We start from the raw sequence: 17,378 nt of genomic DNA on the forward strand, positions 1-17,378 counted from the left end.
TGTGTACGCATATTATCATTGTTTGGGGATATTATACGCAATTCGCATAAAAGGAGTTATGCGAAATACACCCCAACGTTTGTTGAAAAGATAAACCAATAAAATTATAAATAAAATGGATTGACTAAAATCAATAACGGAATATAATAATAAACAAAATAATGGAAAAATTATGGAAGACAAAACAATAGAATATTTGAATAAGTATTTTGACAAAGATTTTAGAGTTACGCCGATGGCTCCAGATAAATATACATTAAATGATATAGAAAATATTGAAGAAACATTGGGTATAAAATTCCCCGAAGAATATAAAGCACATATTTTAGGGGCATTCCCGGGAATGTATGTTGAAATAATAGAAAAAGTATGGCCAAGGCCAAAATTATATGACGTAGGGCCTTTTTGGACATTTCTATACGGAATACATACATATTCCGGATCAAAAAATAGCGAAGATTGGATGAGGCTTGAAATTATAGGAAAAGAATTCATTGAAGAAACGGAAATTAAAGCAGTACCGGTACTAAAGATAATAGGAAATGAAGATTTATATTGTGTGAATGAAGAAGGAAAAATAGTACAATATAACCATGAAGAAAATATTATTGAAGAAATAAATATGAATTTTTGGGAATTATTGGATAAAGAATTAATGGAATTAAAAGAAGGGAAAGAAAAGAAGATTAAAGAAAATAGGAAAAATAAAATGTAAAGAGGGGTGTACTGCGCATAACAGGTCTGTATGCGTTCCGGGCCTTCGGCCCTCCAGGGGTTCCACTCGCCTAGGTCAGCTTCGCTTCCCACGGCTCACTCCACCCAAAGTTTTTTGGCGCAAAATTGCTGCGCAATTTTCTTATCGCGCCAAAAAACCTTCGCATACAGCCGGAACGTTATATGAAACGCCCATTGAAATTATTTGCAAAATAGTTTACCATGTTGTAAAGGAAGATAAGCATGAACTTAATAGATTATTTGAAAGATATTAATAAATCAGGTTGTATACAATTACCTAATGGTAGAGACAAAACAATCAAATTATTTTTTACAAATTGTATTAAAAATACATTGCCTAAAAAAGAAATTCTCTGTCAATGGGATAGTTTATTAAACACTTATGTCAATGAACCGAAAGCAATATATTTTATTCGTAGACATCATACTGATTCAAATAATAATTGGAATAATATTCGAAGAGGTTTTTATACAAAATATAATAATGATTTTTGTTATGTATTTTGTGATAATTATTTGGCTCATTATTTTTATATTATGGCTATTAATCAATATGTGCCAGATTATAAAGATTTTTATGACGTAATGACAACCAGGCAATTCCCTTATGGATTTAGAAATACTAAAGAGGAAATTCCATACCAGGCATTTAAAATAGGTAAAAGTGTAAATATTAATAATAATGGCTGGAAATTGGCACATATTTTTTCTGTAAATGACAATTACAATTTTGATTATGAAGAAGATTCTAAAATATTATTTCCTCTTGGAATCCAAGATGAATGGAAAATATACAATGGTTCAAATTATCCTTATAGAAAAATTGACAATGATATAGATTCTGTTGATAAAAGTAAAATGAAAGCACATTTTTTACGGCTTGTTCATCCGATTAATTACTTTTTGGTTCCACAGCGAAAGAATGAAACAGATGTTGTAAGTAACAATAATATAGGGGAATATAAAGAATTATTACAATATATGTATTTATATATGCAAGAAAAATATAAAAATATATTTGAAACGTATCAAAAAAACATTTTACTTGATAATTCATATAATACTATTAGGTCAAGCAACTTGGGTGATATAGAGATAGGTATTGAATATGGTTTACAAATAAAAACTACTTCTTCAGTTGTAATGGCAAATGCAAATCAAGTATATAATGAAAGTGATATTATTCGGGCATATTTAAAAGATGGTTTAAGTTTTAGAAAAATTGAGAGCATTATAATGTGTATTAATTCTAAAAATAGGAGAGGCGGATGGGTAACAAAAACAATACTAAATAACTTAGGTATTGAAAACAAACACAAAGGAATATTAAAGAATAAAACTGTTTCTGCAGAAATATTAACTGCTACTGGCAAATATAAACAAACATTAGTGAAATATAAGAATATATTGTAAAGCAATGGGCGCATCATATAACAGGCTGTATACGGTTCGTCGCTTCGCTCCTCCGGTTTCGGTCGCCTAGGTCGTTTCACTCCCACGGCTCTCTCAACCACATTTGGGCGGCACGCATTGCTGCGCAATGCTTTATAGTGCCGCCCAAACGTCGTAAACAGCCGGGTCGTTATGTGCAATAGGGGCTAAAATATTTTAAAATATTGTAAAAAATGGTTGACAAAATAAGCTGGTAAAAATAATATATCATACGGAAGATTAAAGTGGTTTATATGAAAGAGAAAATTATTCAGGCAATTAAAGAATTTGTGATAAATGATAAAGAAAACTGGTTTACTGAAACCAATGATCATTTTTTCGATGAACCGCTTATACAATTTGCATCAGCGGATAATTCTCTTTTTTTTAATTATAAGGAAATAATTGGTTCAGAACATTTAACCCCAAAAGAAGCCTATGAAATGACTTATGGAAAAGATAGTTTTCAAAATGGAACTGTTATCAGTGTTGTATTGCCTATAAATGAAAAAATCAGGAAAAGTAATAGAAAACAAAAAGATTGGCCGTCTAAAGAATGGGTGTTGACCCGTACCTTTATCCAACCATCTTCCAACAGTGACGGTATAACAAAAAAATTGGACGGTTTATGGAATCTCTGTTATCCAGTTTAGGATATAAAGCGGTTTCACCTTGGGCGGCCACTTGGTTTAAAACCTATACAACTCCAGCTGGATTTAGTTCAATTTGGTCAGAACGTCATATTGCATATGCGGCTGGCCTTGGTACTTTTAGCCTAAATGACGGATTTATTACGGAAAAGGGAATGGCTGTTCGCCTTATTTCTGTAGTAACAGATTTAACGGTTGAAGCAGATAAAATAAAGGCAAAAGATTATAGGGAAAATTGCCTATTTTGTAGTAGAAGCAAATGCGGAGCCTGTATTAAAAGGTGTCCGATAAATGCCATTACTGAAAAAGGCCATGAAAAATTAAATGTTTTCAATATGTCTACGGAGAAGAAGCAAGTAAATTGGCGATTTCTTATGGGGGAGATGCAAAGGCAGGTTCTGGGTGCGGATTATGTCAAACAGGTGTTCCATGTGAAGATAAAAATCCTAATATGAATTTTGAATAAATAAAAATAGTGGGGTACGCCCCTACTGCACATAACAGGTCTGTATACGCTTCGTCGCTTCGCTCCTCGGGGTTCCGTTTCGCTAGGTCACTTCGTTCCCACGCTCCACTCCACCCAAAGTTTTTATGGCGCAAAACTGCTTCGCAGTTTTTTTATCGCGCCATAAAAACCTTCATATACATTCGCCACCCCGTCTATTTGACTAAACCCTAGTGGGATTTATAAGGATATTTTATTGTGTCATAAGGAATTAGTCAATACCCATGTAAGATTAAGAGGAATTAAGAAAGACCGAAAAGGACAGGTATTTGATGTCTTTTCTGATGTCTTTAAGGGGCATTTAATCTTAGCGTTCTAATTAAATATGATATTTTGATCATACCAATATAGTAAAATGATTAAATATAATATGTGCGTCCTTTTATTAAAATATACATCTCTTTAGTTCTGCATAGACATTCATATCACTTGAAATTACTTTAGCTAATTCTAGTTTAAATCTCTCTTCATTAATATTATGTGTAATGCCGCAGATATTTTTTATTTTTCCTATACTATCTTTTACATTTTGATTGTTGATATCAGTAATATAAGTATCATATTCAAATTTGTTAAATATCAATCCTTCTTGGGAACAATATTTTATTAATACTTCTTTATCAAATAAATAATTTTCTATTTCCCATCTTTCTAATAATCTGTGATTCTTTGGATTTGTTTCCAAATACCTTCTCCGATTTTCTATATCTGTAATCTTTCCAGATGCCATATCTCTATCCTTTAAAACCAATATTTCCAAATCAACAAAAACTTTAGATAAAATTGAAATCGCAATATCACTTCTTTTATCAAGTTCAGTATTACCACCACTTGAGATAAATAAAGTCTCTGGATATGTCTCTGAAAATATTAAATTAAAAACTTTTGCATCAAACCCTTTTTCTATCCCGTGTTCTCCTGGTCTATCCTTTCCTTCGCAATAAATTATTCGTTCGGGACTTAATAAACCTACAAGATCTTCCAAAGCTGTTTTAAATATTCTTTGCCAATTAAATCGAGTGGTGCGCATAGGCTCAATAATATTTATCCCTGTAAAATAATCTTTTTCAGAAAAATCCAATATTTGAGATTTGTTATATAGTTCAGTTTGTACAGCCCTTAAAAACCCTATACTATGAGTTGCAATCCATAATTGACAATTATCCGGAATTAATTTTTCAATATTAATTAATAATTTTCGTTGTATAGCTGTATTCAAATGCAGTTCTGGTTCATCAATACAAAATACAGTATCATTGTAATCGTTCGTTTTTAGTAGTAGGTCCAGTATAATATCTACAACCTCTTTCTCACCCGATGACAAATTTGCATATGGGAAATCCTTTGTATTTCCTTTTTCAAAATATAATTGCCCTTTATTTGCCAGAATATTACCAAGATTTGATATTTTAATATCTAAAATATCTTTAAGTATATTATTTATTGAACCAATCAATTCTTCTTTTACTTGAATTCCTGTTTTGCTACCTTCAAAGAAATCTGAATAAGCAACGCCTAATAGTCTTTTATAATTTGATTCAAGCCTTTTGTCCAATGTAATTAAACTTATTGGATCATCATTAGTATTAAAAACAGATGGTAAGGGTTTTAATTCCTTTATATCAAACTTTGAAGTAAAACGATATGCAGTACGAATATAAAAACTCTTTCTTGAAAAATTATTAGTTTCATTCGAAGTAAATATTTTAATTGATTCATTTTTATCATACACATCTTTTTTAAGAGTTTCATCAAGATAAAAAAATGATTTTGAATAAAATTGCATATCTTCTTGTCCATGGTTTCTAAAGTCTTTTTCTTTCTCCTCAAAAGCATCAAAGATTGAACTTTTGCCACATCCATTAGGCCCTACTAATACAATAATTTTTGCAGGATTATCTCCTAAATTTATCGTTAAATTATCAAAGCGCTTAAATTCCTTAAGTATGACTTTTTTCACCCGCATTATTATTTCCTTAAAGACTATTTAATAATATTATTCAAATGATGTAAAGAGGGTCTTCAGGATAAAACTGTATCGGCAAAGTGGCGAAAAAACTCTGTCTTCTCGCTAAACACCGCCATAATCAAAAACTTTCTGGTTTTTCATCCTACCTACCTCGGCATACTATCGATGTTATTCCCCATTGGCTATATATAAACCGTGGGGAACTCATAGTACTAAGCCCACCCAGGGCCGCTTCTTCCATCGAGCTAAGAGTACTCCGGTGGTGGTTTATGGACGGCCTATATTGTCCCTCCCCCTCGCCGCCGGGCTTCCCCCTCTACAAGAGACATAGGAGGGGTTTACTCCCGCCGCTCCCTGCGGTCGCTCTGGTCGTAAACCCGTCCTTCAACGACTCAAAGGGGGAGGGACAGCCCCCGGCCGTAGCCGGGGGCCGAGCGGAAGAAAAAAACGCAAACGTCCATGTTTGCGTTTTTTTCCGTTCAAGGCGGCGTCCTGCCGCCCCGTCCATAAACCACCACAGCGGGGCGTACTTCGCCCACCCAGCTTTTCGGTTTCCCAACAAAGCCCATTGTAGTTCGCCCCACGGCTGACGTGAAATGAAAACCCCGCCGCTGATAAAAGCCCTCTCCCCACCTTCGCAAACCGCTACCTTTATCGGCAAAGACCGCCACCCCTCCAGACCCTGCGGGTCCTCCGGGTAGGCGGCATAAGTCCACAGCGGAAGCCTTCTCCCCCAATTCCCTGACCGCCGCTTTCTTCCCCTGCACCGGGGCCGATGGTGTGTAGTGAATCCTGGTCCCTCCGTAAAACCCGCCCACCCTTTCAGGGAGAGCGGGCCGATACCCCGAATACCACCGCCGCCGCCGATGGGTGAACCGCCCCCTCCGGGGGCGGCGCGATAAGCAGCCCAATGAATGACAAATGACAATTCAAATTTCGAATTCCGGGAAGTCCCTAAATAAGATTAAGACATAGCTATTTACTTTTTCTTATTGTCATAATAGTCATAAAAGAAATAAAAAGGGGTAAAAATAGTTATCAATAATAATAGGTATCTGAAAATACCTATCAAAATCAATGACAGAAACCCCTCGAAAAAAGCCTGTTTTTCTGTCATTTATGACAAACCGTTCCGTCATTTTTACAAACCCGATAACAACCATCCTACAACCGAGGTGAGCGCGCTCAGCCGCTTAAAATGCCTGTTTTTGCACATACCAAATTCAAATCATGTTCCAGGCAAAAATCGGACCACAACCCGCATAAAGAAAAAGCTCTGCCGCCTACTTAATAGCAACAGAGCATACAACAAAAACACCTGAATAATACCGCCCCTGTTTTCACAGCCCAACCCAAAGGGGGCGCACGGGGGGCAAAGCCCAAGGCCCGAAGCAAAAAAATCAATCCGTCTTAGCCCTCAGCATAATCCCCGACCAGTACCGGGCCTCGGCGCTCCGTATACGGTTAAAGCCCATTTCCTTTAAGCGGAAAGACAGCAGCCGTTCACTCACCGCCCGTTCATTATTCTGCTCACACCATTCCTGATACGCCTTAAACAGTTCCCGAATCCTTATACTCACCCCCGGCGACTGGATGCAACACTCTTTCAGGAAGTTCCCGATCACATCCATTTCCCCCTTGTAGTCATCGGTTGCCGCCAGAACCGCCTCCGGTACAATAAGCCCTTCTTTAAGCCAGCGGTACGCCCCTTCCAGTAACCAGTTCAATATCCCCGGAGCCTCTGCCCTGAGCTTTTCCTCCAGGTGTTTATCCTGCTTATCCGCTTCAATCCGGGTCGTAAAGGGGATCAGCTTAATCCGCCGCCAGATGCCAAAATCTGTTCCCTTGATAATAGGTTTGTGGTTTGTCCCCATGAATATTTTGTAAGTCGGCGTGTAGGAAAAATATTCCCCATACAAAAACCGGGCCGTAACCTTGTCATTCCCGGTAATCTGTTTAATCAAAGGTTCGCTTAACCGCCTCCCCTGGTCAAGCTCGGTAGTCGTTACAAACCGTGCGCCCCGCAGCCGTGCAATGTCATTCGTCGTCTGCTCATTGTTTCGCTTCATAAAGGTTTCCGTGGTTGTGGTCAGCGCATAGTCCCCAAGAATATACATCAGCGTATTCAAAAAGGTACTTTTACCATTGGCCCCCGAACCGTATAAAATAAACAAGGATTGTTCCGACACATCCCCGGTAATAGCCATCCCCGCAACGGCCTGTAAAAACCTGATAATATCCCCGTTAAAGTTCATTATCTCCCGGACAAATTGTTTCCACGCCGGGCAGTCCGCCGCCGGGTCATAGTCAACATTGGCAATTTTAGTAATCATGTCCTCTTGCCGGTGTTCCCGGAACGTACCCCCTTTAATATCAATCGTCCCATTTCGGACAGACAACAGCCAGGGGTTGCCGTCCAATTCTTCACTTGAAATATTGAGCTCTTTAATCCATGAAGCCGCCTTAATAAACGCCTCCCGCCGCCGCACGCTTTCGCTTAACATGGCGTATTTTTCAATTTCTATCCGTTCCCGATAATCCGAGGTTTTGAGTAAATCGTCATAAATCCCCCGCACCATTTCCAGCCCTTTTTCATGGATGCGGGCTCCGTCATCTATCTGCCAGCTTTTACCGTCCCACACGATCCATTTTTTCCATGCCCCATTGTATCGAATGTCCCGGCCATAGATTTTCAAGAGCCGTTCAGCGTTGGTTGCGTCGGTAAACTGTATTTTCCCGGCCTTTAGTTCATTGATCCGCAGGTAAATAGATTCATCCCCGATAAGTTCCGCCATTAATACTCCTTAGATTTAGTTTGCGAAGCAAACAACGTCAATTGGAATTCTTGAAACTTTAGATTCAAGAAAACCCTCCCTTTTCAAGTGTTATCGCATATACCTTGTACCGGTATGAAACCAGGTCAAAGGCTATTTCCTTAGTCGGCGGCGGCAGTTCTTCCAAGCACCGCTGATACATCGTATACAGCAAGGTCAATGAACCGGGCTTGCGCCGGTATTCCCTGTTTTTGAAAAAAGCAACGGCCCGGTATTCATCATCGGGAATTTCCTGTTTCCGAATCCGATACCACAGTAAGAGATCATCGGCCCACTCAATTTCATGGGCGGCAAATTCTTCGAGGATCTTCTGCTCATGCCGCAGTTTTTCCCGGTAACGGATCTCCGGGTCTTGTCGTTTCACTATCCGTCTCCTTCCTTCCATACAAAAACCTTCGCCGCTTCCCCGGCCGCAGTCCTCCCGTCCCCAAAGGTGATGAAGGCCCAGAAGGTCCACCATCCCGCCCGGTCTATCTCCCCCTCAATAACCTCATGGAAAATAACCCCCTTCGCCACGTCCCCAACCCCCGCCGACAATTCCCCCACAGAGCCGTCAGGTTTCCGGTACTTAATAACCGCCCCCTCTATTCCCTCCAAATCCGTAAAAGTCTTAACCGTAATCCGCAGGGCCGATTGCCCTTTATAAATCCGTTGCATATTCAACCCCTCAATGAATCCGGCTTTCAATTTCAATGTCCCGGCAGACCGCAGACTTCAAAACAATTTCCTCATTGCTTTTCAGAAACCGCCGCAAAAGGTAATCCCGCACCAACCCCACCGTAACCAGTTTTATAAATACCCCCAGGCTTCGCAGGGGAAGCCCCGCAACCCCGGCGGTGTCAAAGGCTTCCCGGTAGTATTCCCCTTGATGCCCCGTTTCCGCATTGTTCCCAGCTTGTTCATACAGCCCCCGAATATACACGTTCCATTTTCCGGCGCTATCCGTTGACCCTGCCTGTTCAATAAGCCGCCGCAGCAATCCTATAAAAGAAACCGCTCCATCCCCGGTTTGAGCGGTTTCAAGCAAAGCCCGGAAAATCCCCCGGCTCCGGCTAATCCCGTCATTGCTTCCCGCCGTTGTCCCAATGTTCCGGTTATTCCCCGTACTCCGGTTCGCCGTTGCGGATAAACGGGCCGTCTCCAACAGGGAGCGGTACAATTCCCTGCAATAACCCAATGGCGTAAGTACCCGTAGCGTTTCTGTAATACTCCGGTATAACCCCCGCAGCCAGGGCGTAGTATCTGTCCCCTTTACTTGCGCCATATGCTTTCTGATATAACTTGACCCATGTCCCAAAGCCGTACCATTCTGCCCGTTCATTGTTAAAGTCTTTTTATAGTTCGCCGTTAGTTTCCGGGTATCGGTCAGTGTTACCCCTTGGGTAAGCGTCCGGGTAAAGTTCTGTGCCTGTGTTGCGGTATAGTCAAAATACCAGCTCCATTTGATAGTGCAGTAGGTGTCCCATTGGGTAATATTTATTACCGGAGGAGGCAAATCTTCATCATAATCTTCGGGGTAACTATCGTAATCAGGCCAGAATTTATAGCATTTACCGCCATAGTCAAAACGGGTAGTAAACCACGAAGCCTTTACCCCAAACCAAACATTGGCCCCTGCCGTTATACTTCCGTCAATGCTAAAGGTATTGGAACGCCACCCCGCAGGCCGTTGTGAGGTAATATCAACCCGTACCTCCTGTTCGTTTTTTGATTTTCGCAAATAAGGTTTATTGCTATTGTCCGTATAAAGACAGGGGGTTATATAAGAATCGCTATTACTGTAATAGGCATATACATAAGCCGTGCAATTACCGCCCCCGCTTTGATTAACCGGATATTGATTTAATGCCATTTCACCATCAAGCATAGGGCGATCATATCCACCATTATTCGGATCAGGCCCGGTTATTTGGCTCCCTATAGTATTAGTCCCGATTATCGGATCGACAATTACCGGGTACTTTGCTTCTGCAAGCCACGTTTCCGGTATGGTGATACAAAGCCTATCACCGGCAATAGACAGATCCCCCCACACCCACCGCCCCCGGCTATCAATAATCTTGGGGCGGTGAATATGGCAGAGCTTCCCGGTTCCTTCCCCTAGGAGCGTTTCTTTTTTGTAAACCGCATAACTACCTTTCAAGAACGGATCACGGACAAAATCAGGCTGCCGGAAAAAATTATAGTTTTCCGCCCCGTCCATAGTCAGGCAAACAGTATTACAGTCAGGCTCCTTATTCAGAATACAATCGTATTCAAAGCGATCCCCGCCCAGGATAGTAAACCTATGGCTTCGCTTCCCTCCCCGGTAGAGCACTTGCCGTCCATCCCCCCGCAGAGAGAACCCCTCCCCATCATCGGGCCGGAACCGCAGCCCGCCGCCGCCCCACCGGGTAAGCCCCCAATCAGGAACTTCCCGCCCCAGGTCTACCGTAAGCGGAAAGTCCTCCAGGGACTGCCGGAAGGTCATTGGCCGAGTATCGTAATTTCCCATTGTATTTGTAATGTATCGCTGGATGTTACATTGACCACCGGCGTTATTTGGGCATAAGCCAGACAGTTGGAAGAACCCGCATTGCCATTCAGTAAACAGGCTTCATTTATCCCGTTGACGTTGAGCGTCCCCGCCGCAAAGGTCGCCCGGTAAATCAGGGTCGTATCCCCAACACTGCCCCAGGCCGCCTTTAATGCCGGATACCCCGAATCAAGGGCTTTCATTGATCCGGTAGCGGTATTGCACCGGGTATTCGTCTTGGTACTATTCCCGGTCCAGCCAGTCCCCACCTGAATAAACCCGGCGGAACTGCTTACCTTCGCCTTGTTGGGACTGACCAGCAAAGCATCGGCAATCAAAGCGTCCCCTTCACGGGTAACAATGTTGTGGTGATGGTAGCGCATAGGCCGCCCCGGTATCCGAAAGAGCCGTCCAAACCATGTCGGCGACCGCCGCTTTACATTCCCGTCCTTGTCCAGAACCTGAACCGTAACCATTCCCTTAATCAAAATCCGGTCTCTCATTTATCGCCCTCCGTAAATCGCAATAACCCCGCCGCTCAAAGCGGCTCCGACAAAAAAACAAATCACCCCGGTAATCACGGCGTTTTTAACCCCTGCTTTTCTTGCGGTTTCATATTTCCCCCGCCATTGATGACTTTCCGCTATAGCCCTCGATTCCCGCTCAATGGAAGCCAGGGCCGCAGCCTTAGCCGCTTCCGCCGCCGCCTGTTCAATGGCCTCCTCCGCAGCAGTTGTTAAATCCTCAATCAGCGTGTCGATCTCTAATTCGCTGTACCGCCTCATTTCGTTTCCGGTTGAATTCTTCGCTTGCGCTGTCTGCGGCTCCCCGAACACCGGGGGTAGTTTCAAGAAACTCATAAGGATCACGGTTGCGGTAATCATCTTCAATCGCCTGTATTTCATTTTGTACCTCCATGTATTCAATAAGTTTCCGGTCCCGCTCATGGAAGAACCGGAACGCCACGATAACCAAAACCAGAACCAGCATACCCGCCGCCCCGGTAATGACCCCCTTAAAAAAATTACTCATTGCCTATTCCTTTCCAATGGGACAGTACCTTTAACCCCACAATCCCAAAAAGCACCATCACCATTACCGCAAACCATATCCAATCCCGGATAAGCCCCTTTGCCAAAAGCCATGTTGCAAGGTACAAACAAAACGGCTTAAACCCAAGCATTTTAGAGGGTAGGGCAATCAGCCGCTTCACCAGAATCGCCCACAGTTCCCGCCCTGTATGCTCCCAGCTTGCCTTATCAGATATTTGAATCCCGTCAGAATCACTCATGGTTCCCCCCTCAATTCATGCTGAAAAAATTCCCGCATAATTTCTTCTCAAGCCAGAATTTTTCCCGGTGGTTTTTCCTGCTTGTCATCTCACTGCAAAAGCAGAGCCGGTTGTTTTTCGTTGACTTTGCCGACACCTTACAATGCAGACAGTCAACACATTTCTTTGTCTTTGCCATTGTTACGCTCCCATGTCAAAATAGCGGTTCAATTCGCTATCCAGCCCGTAGCGGTTTTTCCCTTCCCCGGCAAGCCGGACCAACGCTTCACGGTCCAGCCCCCGGACAGCCACTTCATGCCCATTGCGTTGAAACCAGTCCGATACATCGGTAATCCTGCGTACCTTTGCGTAAGGCTCTTGGGAGTTAAGAATCACGCCATCTTCAAGAAACCCCGCCACATGAGTAGCCGTCCCCGCAGAGATATATCCATCCCCATGTTTCCCGCTTTTTTTGGTTATAAAGAAAGCCGCCCGAATATCTGTAGGCCGGGGATTAACCACCGTAAACACCCGCTTATACAGATCATCCGCCGTAGTCCTGATGAGCAGCCCCGTAGCCGCAAACAAGGCCATGCACACCGCCCCCGAACAATCGGAGCTTTCAGGGTTTTCCTTGCCCCATCCGTAAGGCGAACCGAATTGCAGCAGAAGAAAATAAATAAACTTATCCAGTTCATTCATTTTCTCAAATTGCTTTTTTTCATTTTCCATCAGGTTATTCCACTTGATACCCATTACTTATCGCCCTCCTAAATATATTTGCATACAGCGGCCTTTATTGGGGCTCAAAGAAGCCGCTTTCGCGGCATCTAAAAGTGCTGCATTTTTCATATACACGCTCAATGTTTCGCGTGCTTTACTTGGCGCCATGCCGAAAAAAATTAACAATGATACTTACCGCCAAAGCCGCCGAAGAAATAAATACGCTTACCACCGACAGCCGTTCCTTGTTCCGTTCCGCCTCCTTTTTTTCCAGTTTTTCAACCCGCCCCATGACGTGTTCCTTGAATTCTTTCAACTGCCCTTTGAGTTCCCGCATTTCCGCCGTGTTCTCAACCAGAAGCCGCCTGTCCGATTCCGTCATACCGTTACCCCCTGTATTGCTATTCCGTTTACCCGCCATGCCATCCCCCTAAACTATTTCTTCGATCCGAAAAGCCGCCACGAAAGCAGTGTCCTGCCTATACCGCAAAGAAAGGGCGTTAATAGTCCCCCTCAGTGTTTCCCCCTTGGTCTCAATGTTTACCATTGCTCCTATCCGGGCATGGAATAATCCCCGGTGGGTTTTAACCGTAAACTCTCGCCGCTCCTGTAACCGCTCTGAAAGTTCCCGCATAGTCCAATCCTCATACATAGGAAGGCCGCCTACCGTATCTTCCGAAAAATAGGAACCCGATACATTCAAAGCCGCCGTCCCGTATTGGGCGATAGCTTCCGTATCCCGCAAGAAACAAGAGCGGTTCAAATCAAGCACAATAGGCCGCCCATAGATAGAAGCCCGGCGTAAGTCCCCATCAGTTTCCGTATTCAGGGTGATGATCGCTTTTTCATGGTGAGTAGTAACGTCATAAGCGGAGTACGCAAATGGTCCACCCTCAAAATCAAGCCATTCCATTGCTTCCTCCTGTGTGTCTATCTGGTCGGCGTAGATTACCGGGCGCTCCGTACCGCCATCCTTAATCCGGTACTGCGCTTCGTACCCCGTATTCTGAATATCCCGCAACACCGTAGAGCGGAAAGGATACATCGGCGTAAGGTCCGTATCATACAAAACCGGGGGATCGTCATACCGCCATATCTCCTGTTTTTCCAAAGCAACCGGAATATTGATTTTAAGCCGTACCGTATTCCGGTACAGTTCCGCCCGTGCTGTTTCCCGCAGATAAAAGATATGCTCCCCGGAAAAGGTGTAAGAGCAGTCGTCAACATTTTCAGTTTCTTGTTGGTAGGGCGAATGGGCAAAAACCAACGGTTTTTCCGGCGCACATTCCAAATGCGCCCGGAAGGTTTTTGCCAATTCAGAAAGTTCAGTCCAAATATTTTTAGTCAGCTTCACATAGGGCAAAATAATAGGGATAGTGGCGCAGTCTATATCTCCGCTTTCAATTCCCGCCCGTTTCGTAATCAAATGTACCAGCGATTTTTCCGGCTGTGTTTTATCGCAAATAACCGAGTAGGTGAATACTGCCGGATGCGTCCAATCCCGGCTATTTTCCGTTTTCCGCAGCAATGCCGAGCGATCATGTAAACCAAGCCGGACATACCGTTTACGCCCCGGCCCTCGGATGTCCTGAAAACCGTTATCGTCAACATACAGGACAAAGCGTTGAAACCAGGGCAGCCCTTCCCCAAGAGAAAAACTAATCCGTACCTCCCGACCCGCTCCTCTCCCGCCGTTCCCTCCGCAAGCGTAGGTTCCGTAGGTGTTATCCAGTAACACTTCCCCCCGTGCCGTAGTCCCCCCGGACACTTCCTTTAGGCCGTAAAATGAGGCTTCAATAATGTCCTGTTCAAAAACACTTTCATAAAAACCAGTACCCGACCAATCAAGGCTAATCCCCAGCCGTACCGGGCTATCTCCCTTTTCTATGGCTTCAAGCAGGGCGTTATCAATATCATAAAATTTCATTCGATTACTTCCTCACTGTTAGTAAATACGTCAGCGGAAAAATCCCCCGCAACGTAATAACGCAGGGGACCGATAACCGTATCTCCGGCGTTTATCGCCGTTTCATCAGCCATCAGCACAAGCCGGGAAAGGGTAAGCCGGAAGGCTCCGTACAAGCGGTAGTCATAGTGGTCATGCAGTAGTTGTGCGGTAATTTCCAAAGTCTCAATAATCGGCGGGATCTCCATTGCGGTATTCATAGTCCGGTGTATCCGTACTTCCGTTTGTGTCCCGCCATCCTTCCGGGTAGAGATAGTCAGCCCATAGATATTTTTATATTCCGTTCCGTTGATCCGGTACTTAACCCCATCCTCTTTGAAGCGTTCTCCGCTATACACCGCCGCCTTTTCCGGGTAGGGATATGAAACCGGGGGAAAGTTTCCGGTTATATCCAATTTCAGTTTTACCGCTTCACCTCGCATAATCCGCAGTTCAAAATCCCTCACCCGGCACCCTTCATAGAGCGTCCGCACCGTCCCCCGGTCCTGTATCAAATCAAAGTGCAGTCCGCTTTCCATAGCCGAAAGGTTTACCCTATGGCGGTATAAAACCCGTGTCCCGCTTACAAATGCCGGAAGCCCCGACCGTCCCAGGGCCAGCACAAAAAGCAAAGGGGCGCTCTCGATGGAAAGGGGCGTAACCACGCAGCCCGTAACTCCCCGGCTCACACGAATAGCCCCGCAGTTCCCGGCCCCTTCAATAGTCGCTTCTTCCTTCAAAACCGATACCGCTTCCCTAATCGTTTCTTCGGAATAAGGCAGTCCCATTTCCCGGTACTGTGTTTTCAAGGTGATACAGCAATCCCGGCCCTGTACGTTCATACCGTCATCCCCTCAACTGTAAGCCGCAGGGTAAAGACCGCCTCCCAGCCTTCGCCGTTAAAAGCCGTTTTCGGCGGGACGTATTTCTTCCCCGTCAAAACCGCCCTGTCCGTCACGCCCCCCAGGGTCGGATCTTCCGCAAGGGCCGTACCAATCGCCGCAGCATAAGCGTAGGCATCCCGTTCACTGTCAGCCGTTTCCGGGATGGTCAGCCGAATAGTCAGGGTATAAGCGTCAATTTGTACTATCCGTTCCTTCTCCGGCCGTTCACATTCGTAAAGCCGCAGAACAGGCGCAATAGTCCCAACACCCGCAGGGGCGTTAAACTCAATAGGCGCAATCCTAAATTCATATTTTTGTAAAAGTTCATTGACCCGCCCGGTCAGAAGTTTCTCAAAAGCGGTAAGTATTTTTTGTTCAATGAAGTCGCTCATATAAGCCTTCTCCGATATGGCTCTAAAAGCGCCTTAACATTCTCCGGCATAGACGGTTCCAAATGCTCCCCATCGGCTTTCAGGCCGCTTTGCCCCCGTACCGCCCCGGTCATGCCGATACGCCGCCCCCGGTAACGACTCATGTTCCATGCCGCCAGTTCCAGACACGCCGAGGATAAATCAGCCGGAACCTCCGCTTGCCGATACCCCGCCCAATAGTAGATTTTTAGCCCCGAAATCCCCCGGACCAGTTTTAAGGTAGGAGACACCGAAAGGAAGAAAGGAATGTCGTCTAAATCCCCGCAATCCGGGACCGTATGATAAAATTCCGGCTCCACAAGTTCCGATTGCGTTAAGGGGTGGATACGGTAAACCGCCAGGATTTCCCGTACCGGGTAATCCTTCAAAGGAAACTCATACTCACCCACAAAAGTCGGGAATTCAAAACGCCGTTTTTTCAGTAACCGCCTATGGCAATATTGCTCAATGGTGTAAGTCGCCGTGATAAGGCAATACCGTGAAAGAGCGTCCTCCCGGTCATCTATGCCCAGGATCGCTTTGAAATCAGCCAGAGGGATTAAGGAATGAAGCGGTGTTTTATCCATAGGGACAAGATAAGTCCATACATATAGTAGAAAAATGGGACAAACCTGCAAAACAGGTAATTTTGGCTTGTCGGTCTCCCTAAAATCTGATATATTTAGACCAGAGGTAACGAAATGGCCGTCAAAATTAAGCCCGTCCAGCCCACGGAGATAAAAGACAAGAAAATGGTGCGGGAAGTTATAGAACAGATCCGCAGACCTATCCCTGCCAAAGTTATCAAGCGGAACGAAAAACTGGTGGCGTTTTATAAACAGTTTGAGAAGTAGATCGTGCGTATCCAATTTGGCAGGAAAGAACACAGCGATGCTTTCAAATTGGAATGCCTTACCCCTTCAATGTCCCTTGCGGATTTCTCCTGCCCTATCGAAGAATATAACGAATACTTGTATAAAGACTCCCTCCGTTCACAGAATGACCATATTGCAAAAACCTGGCTATTACGGGAACAGGCTACCGGAAGAATAGCCGCTTATATGTCCTTGATAGCGGATGCCATTAAACTATCGGCAACGGAAAAGGAACTTCATAGCCTCAACTACCCCTTCAAGACCATCCCCGCTATAAAGATCGCCAAACTTGCGGTCTCTCAATTATTTTCAGAAAAATACAAAGGCATAGGCTCCTTTATGATAGGCGCTGCTCTATGGAAAGCCCTGGGCTGCAATGACGATTATTGTTCCGCCCGTTTCCTCACCGTTGATGCCGACATAGAACACGATGAAGGCGTTCTGGCCTTTTACGAGAAAAACGGGTTTATCAAAAACGAAGAACTCTACAACAAAAACCGAAAGACAATCAGTATGCGGAAGGATATTTGGGTTTAGAAGCAAGGCTTATCCCGTAAATAATAAAGCCATATAAAAAGCGTTAACACTGTTTGGGGTATTACGGCGAAAAGAACGAAATTAGCCTGGACAAA

The 17,378-nt window shown here is 44.2% G+C and carries 21 protein-coding genes; 6 read left to right on the forward strand and 15 right to left on the reverse strand.

Annotated features, from left to right (window positions below; genetic code table 11):
• The first annotated feature begins 172 nt into the window (after positions 1-172).
• The 4 genes from TREPR_RS08960 (at position 173) to TREPR_RS18820 (ending at position 3,271) form a co-directional block, all read left to right on the forward strand.
• On the forward strand, positions 173-715 hold the full coding sequence (locus TREPR_RS08960; RefSeq protein ID WP_015707984.1) for an SMI1/KNR4 family protein: 543 nt from the start codon (positions 173-175) through the stop codon (positions 713-715).
• A 242-nt stretch (positions 716-957) separates the two neighbouring features.
• Positions 958-2,148 (forward strand): hypothetical protein, encoded by a 1,191-nt coding sequence (locus TREPR_RS08970; RefSeq protein WP_015707985.1) that lies wholly within the window; start codon positions 958-960, stop codon positions 2,146-2,148.
• 272 nt (positions 2,149-2,420) lie between these two features.
• The gene (locus TREPR_RS18815; protein WP_201765737.1) at positions 2,421-2,819 is read left to right on the forward strand and encodes a hypothetical protein; all 399 of its coding nucleotides are present in this window, start codon (positions 2,421-2,423) and stop codon (positions 2,817-2,819) included.
• Positions 2,795-3,271, forward strand: a complete 477-nt coding sequence (locus TREPR_RS18820) for a hypothetical protein (RefSeq protein ID WP_201765738.1) — start codon at positions 2,795-2,797, stop codon at positions 3,269-3,271. The genes TREPR_RS18815 and TREPR_RS18820 overlap by 25 nt, the downstream gene beginning before the upstream one ends.
• Positions 3,272-3,706: 435 nt before the next feature.
• On the opposite strand, the gene TREPR_RS08980 is transcribed toward TREPR_RS18820, so the two are convergent.
• The 15 genes from TREPR_RS08980 to TREPR_RS09055 all read right to left on the reverse strand — a co-directional run bounded on the left by TREPR_RS08980 (position 3,707) and on the right by TREPR_RS09055 (position 16,458).
• Positions 3,707-5,287 (reverse strand): AAA family ATPase, encoded by a 1,581-nt coding sequence (locus TREPR_RS08980; RefSeq protein WP_015707986.1) that lies wholly within the window; start codon positions 5,285-5,287, stop codon positions 3,707-3,709.
• A gap of 1,403 nt (positions 5,288-6,690) precedes the next feature.
• Entirely contained in the window at positions 6,691-8,085 is a 1,395-nt protein-coding gene (locus tag TREPR_RS08990) for a DNA primase family protein (protein ID WP_015707987.1), read from the reverse strand.
• A 64-nt stretch (positions 8,086-8,149) separates the two neighbouring features.
• Positions 8,150-8,488, reverse strand: coding sequence for a hypothetical protein (locus TREPR_RS08995; protein ID WP_015707988.1), 339 nt, complete (start codon positions 8,486-8,488; stop codon positions 8,150-8,152).
• Positions 8,488-8,781, reverse strand: coding sequence for a hypothetical protein (locus TREPR_RS09000; RefSeq protein WP_015707989.1), 294 nt, complete (start codon positions 8,779-8,781; stop codon positions 8,488-8,490). Before TREPR_RS09000 ends, TREPR_RS08995 begins: the two co-directional genes overlap by 1 nt.
• A gap of 10 nt (positions 8,782-8,791) precedes the next feature.
• Positions 8,792-10,594 carry a hypothetical protein gene (locus tag TREPR_RS09005; RefSeq protein WP_015707990.1) on the reverse strand — a complete coding sequence of 601 codons (1,803 nt, stop codon included), beginning with the start codon at positions 10,592-10,594 and terminating at the stop codon, positions 8,792-8,794.
• The gene (locus TREPR_RS09010; RefSeq protein WP_015707991.1) at positions 10,591-11,142 is read right to left on the reverse strand and encodes a hypothetical protein; all 552 of its coding nucleotides are present in this window, start codon (positions 11,140-11,142) and stop codon (positions 10,591-10,593) included. The genes TREPR_RS09005 and TREPR_RS09010 overlap by 4 nt, the downstream gene beginning before the upstream one ends.
• Positions 11,143-11,424 carry a hypothetical protein gene (locus tag TREPR_RS09015; protein WP_015707992.1) on the reverse strand — a complete coding sequence of 94 codons (282 nt, stop codon included), beginning with the start codon at positions 11,422-11,424 and terminating at the stop codon, positions 11,143-11,145. It abuts the gene before it with no gap.
• A complete protein-coding gene (locus tag TREPR_RS09020; RefSeq protein WP_015707993.1) occupies positions 11,384-11,671 on the reverse strand; it encodes a hypothetical protein in 288 nt (95 codons plus the stop codon). The genes TREPR_RS09015 and TREPR_RS09020 overlap by 41 nt, the downstream gene beginning before the upstream one ends.
• Positions 11,664-11,930, reverse strand: coding sequence for a hypothetical protein (locus tag TREPR_RS09025; protein WP_015707994.1), 267 nt, complete (start codon positions 11,928-11,930; stop codon positions 11,664-11,666). The genes TREPR_RS09020 and TREPR_RS09025 overlap by 8 nt, the downstream gene beginning before the upstream one ends.
• 180 nt (positions 11,931-12,110) lie before the next feature.
• Positions 12,111-12,665, reverse strand: a complete 555-nt coding sequence (locus tag TREPR_RS09030; RefSeq protein ID WP_015707996.1) for an NlpC/P60 family protein — start codon at positions 12,663-12,665, stop codon at positions 12,111-12,113.
• A 121-nt stretch (positions 12,666-12,786) separates the two neighbouring features.
• A complete protein-coding gene (locus TREPR_RS09035) occupies positions 12,787-13,053 on the reverse strand; it encodes a hypothetical protein (protein WP_015707997.1) in 267 nt (88 codons plus the stop codon).
• A 9-nt stretch (positions 13,054-13,062) separates the two neighbouring features.
• Entirely contained in the window at positions 13,063-14,559 is a 1,497-nt protein-coding gene (locus TREPR_RS09040; RefSeq protein ID WP_015707998.1) for a hypothetical protein, read from the reverse strand.
• Positions 14,556-15,419 carry a hypothetical protein gene (locus TREPR_RS09045; protein ID WP_015707999.1) on the reverse strand — a complete coding sequence of 288 codons (864 nt, stop codon included), beginning with the start codon at positions 15,417-15,419 and terminating at the stop codon, positions 14,556-14,558. The genes TREPR_RS09040 and TREPR_RS09045 overlap by 4 nt, the downstream gene beginning before the upstream one ends.
• Positions 15,416-15,853, reverse strand: a complete 438-nt coding sequence (locus tag TREPR_RS09050) for a hypothetical protein (protein WP_015708000.1) — start codon at positions 15,851-15,853, stop codon at positions 15,416-15,418. The genes TREPR_RS09045 and TREPR_RS09050 overlap by 4 nt, the downstream gene beginning before the upstream one ends.
• Entirely contained in the window at positions 15,850-16,458 is a 609-nt protein-coding gene (locus TREPR_RS09055; protein WP_015708001.1) for a head-tail connector protein, read from the reverse strand. Before TREPR_RS09055 ends, TREPR_RS09050 begins: the two co-directional genes overlap by 4 nt.
• Before the next feature lie 114 nt (positions 16,459-16,572).
• Between TREPR_RS09055 and TREPR_RS18610 the strand changes: the two genes are divergently transcribed.
• Positions 16,573-16,725, forward strand: a complete 153-nt coding sequence (locus TREPR_RS18610; protein WP_015708002.1) for a hypothetical protein — start codon at positions 16,573-16,575, stop codon at positions 16,723-16,725.
• A 3-nt stretch (positions 16,726-16,728) separates the two neighbouring features.
• Positions 16,729-17,283, forward strand: coding sequence for an N-acetyltransferase (locus TREPR_RS09060; RefSeq protein WP_015708003.1), 555 nt, complete (start codon positions 16,729-16,731; stop codon positions 17,281-17,283).
• Positions 17,284-17,378 lie beyond the last annotated feature (95 nt).

The organism is Treponema primitia ZAS-2 (assembly GCF_000214375.1).
Taxonomy (GTDB): domain Bacteria; phylum Spirochaetota; class Spirochaetia; order Treponematales; family Breznakiellaceae; genus Termitinema; species Termitinema primitia.

Bases quoted from the DNA above. Each gene is read 5' to 3' on its own strand.
- TREPR_RS08960 (WP_015707984.1), top strand. From the start codon at position 173: ATGGAAGACAAAACAATAGAATATTTGAATAAGTATTTTGACAAAGAT.
- TREPR_RS08970 (WP_015707985.1), top strand. From the start codon at position 958: ATGAACTTAATAGATTATTTGAAAGATATTAATAAATCAGGTTGTATA.
- TREPR_RS18815 (WP_201765737.1), top strand. From the start codon at position 2,421: ATGAAAGAGAAAATTATTCAGGCAATTAAAGAATTTGTGATAAATGAT.
- TREPR_RS18820 (WP_201765738.1), top strand. From the start codon at position 2,795: ATGGAATCTCTGTTATCCAGTTTAGGATATAAAGCGGTTTCACCTTGG.
- TREPR_RS08980 (WP_015707986.1), bottom strand. From the start codon at position 5,287: ATGCGGGTGAAAAAAGTCATACTTAAGGAATTTAAGCGCTTTGATAAT.
- TREPR_RS08990 (WP_015707987.1), bottom strand. From the start codon at position 8,085: ATGGCGGAACTTATCGGGGATGAATCTATTTACCTGCGGATCAATGAA.
- TREPR_RS09000 (WP_015707989.1), bottom strand. From the start codon at position 8,781: ATGCAACGGATTTATAAAGGGCAATCGGCCCTGCGGATTACGGTTAAG.
- TREPR_RS09005 (WP_015707990.1), bottom strand. From the start codon at position 10,594: ATGACCTTCCGGCAGTCCCTGGAGGACTTTCCGCTTACGGTAGACCTG.
- TREPR_RS09010 (WP_015707991.1), bottom strand. From the start codon at position 11,142: ATGAGAGACCGGATTTTGATTAAGGGAATGGTTACGGTTCAGGTTCTG.
- TREPR_RS09015 (WP_015707992.1), bottom strand. From the start codon at position 11,424: ATGAGGCGGTACAGCGAATTAGAGATCGACACGCTGATTGAGGATTTA.
- TREPR_RS09020 (WP_015707993.1), bottom strand. From the start codon at position 11,671: ATGAGTAATTTTTTTAAGGGGGTCATTACCGGGGCGGCGGGTATGCTG.
- TREPR_RS09025 (WP_015707994.1), bottom strand. From the start codon at position 11,930: ATGAGTGATTCTGACGGGATTCAAATATCTGATAAGGCAAGCTGGGAG.
- TREPR_RS09030 (WP_015707996.1), bottom strand. From the start codon at position 12,665: ATGGGTATCAAGTGGAATAACCTGATGGAAAATGAAAAAAAGCAATTT.
- TREPR_RS09035 (WP_015707997.1), bottom strand. From the start codon at position 13,053: ATGGCGGGTAAACGGAATAGCAATACAGGGGGTAACGGTATGACGGAA.
- TREPR_RS09040 (WP_015707998.1), bottom strand. From the start codon at position 14,559: ATGAAATTTTATGATATTGATAACGCCCTGCTTGAAGCCATAGAAAAG.
- TREPR_RS09045 (WP_015707999.1), bottom strand. From the start codon at position 15,419: ATGAACGTACAGGGCCGGGATTGCTGTATCACCTTGAAAACACAGTAC.
- TREPR_RS09050 (WP_015708000.1), bottom strand. From the start codon at position 15,853: ATGAGCGACTTCATTGAACAAAAAATACTTACCGCTTTTGAGAAACTT.
- TREPR_RS09055 (WP_015708001.1), bottom strand. From the start codon at position 16,458: ATGGATAAAACACCGCTTCATTCCTTAATCCCTCTGGCTGATTTCAAA.
- TREPR_RS18610 (WP_015708002.1), top strand. From the start codon at position 16,573: ATGGCCGTCAAAATTAAGCCCGTCCAGCCCACGGAGATAAAAGACAAG.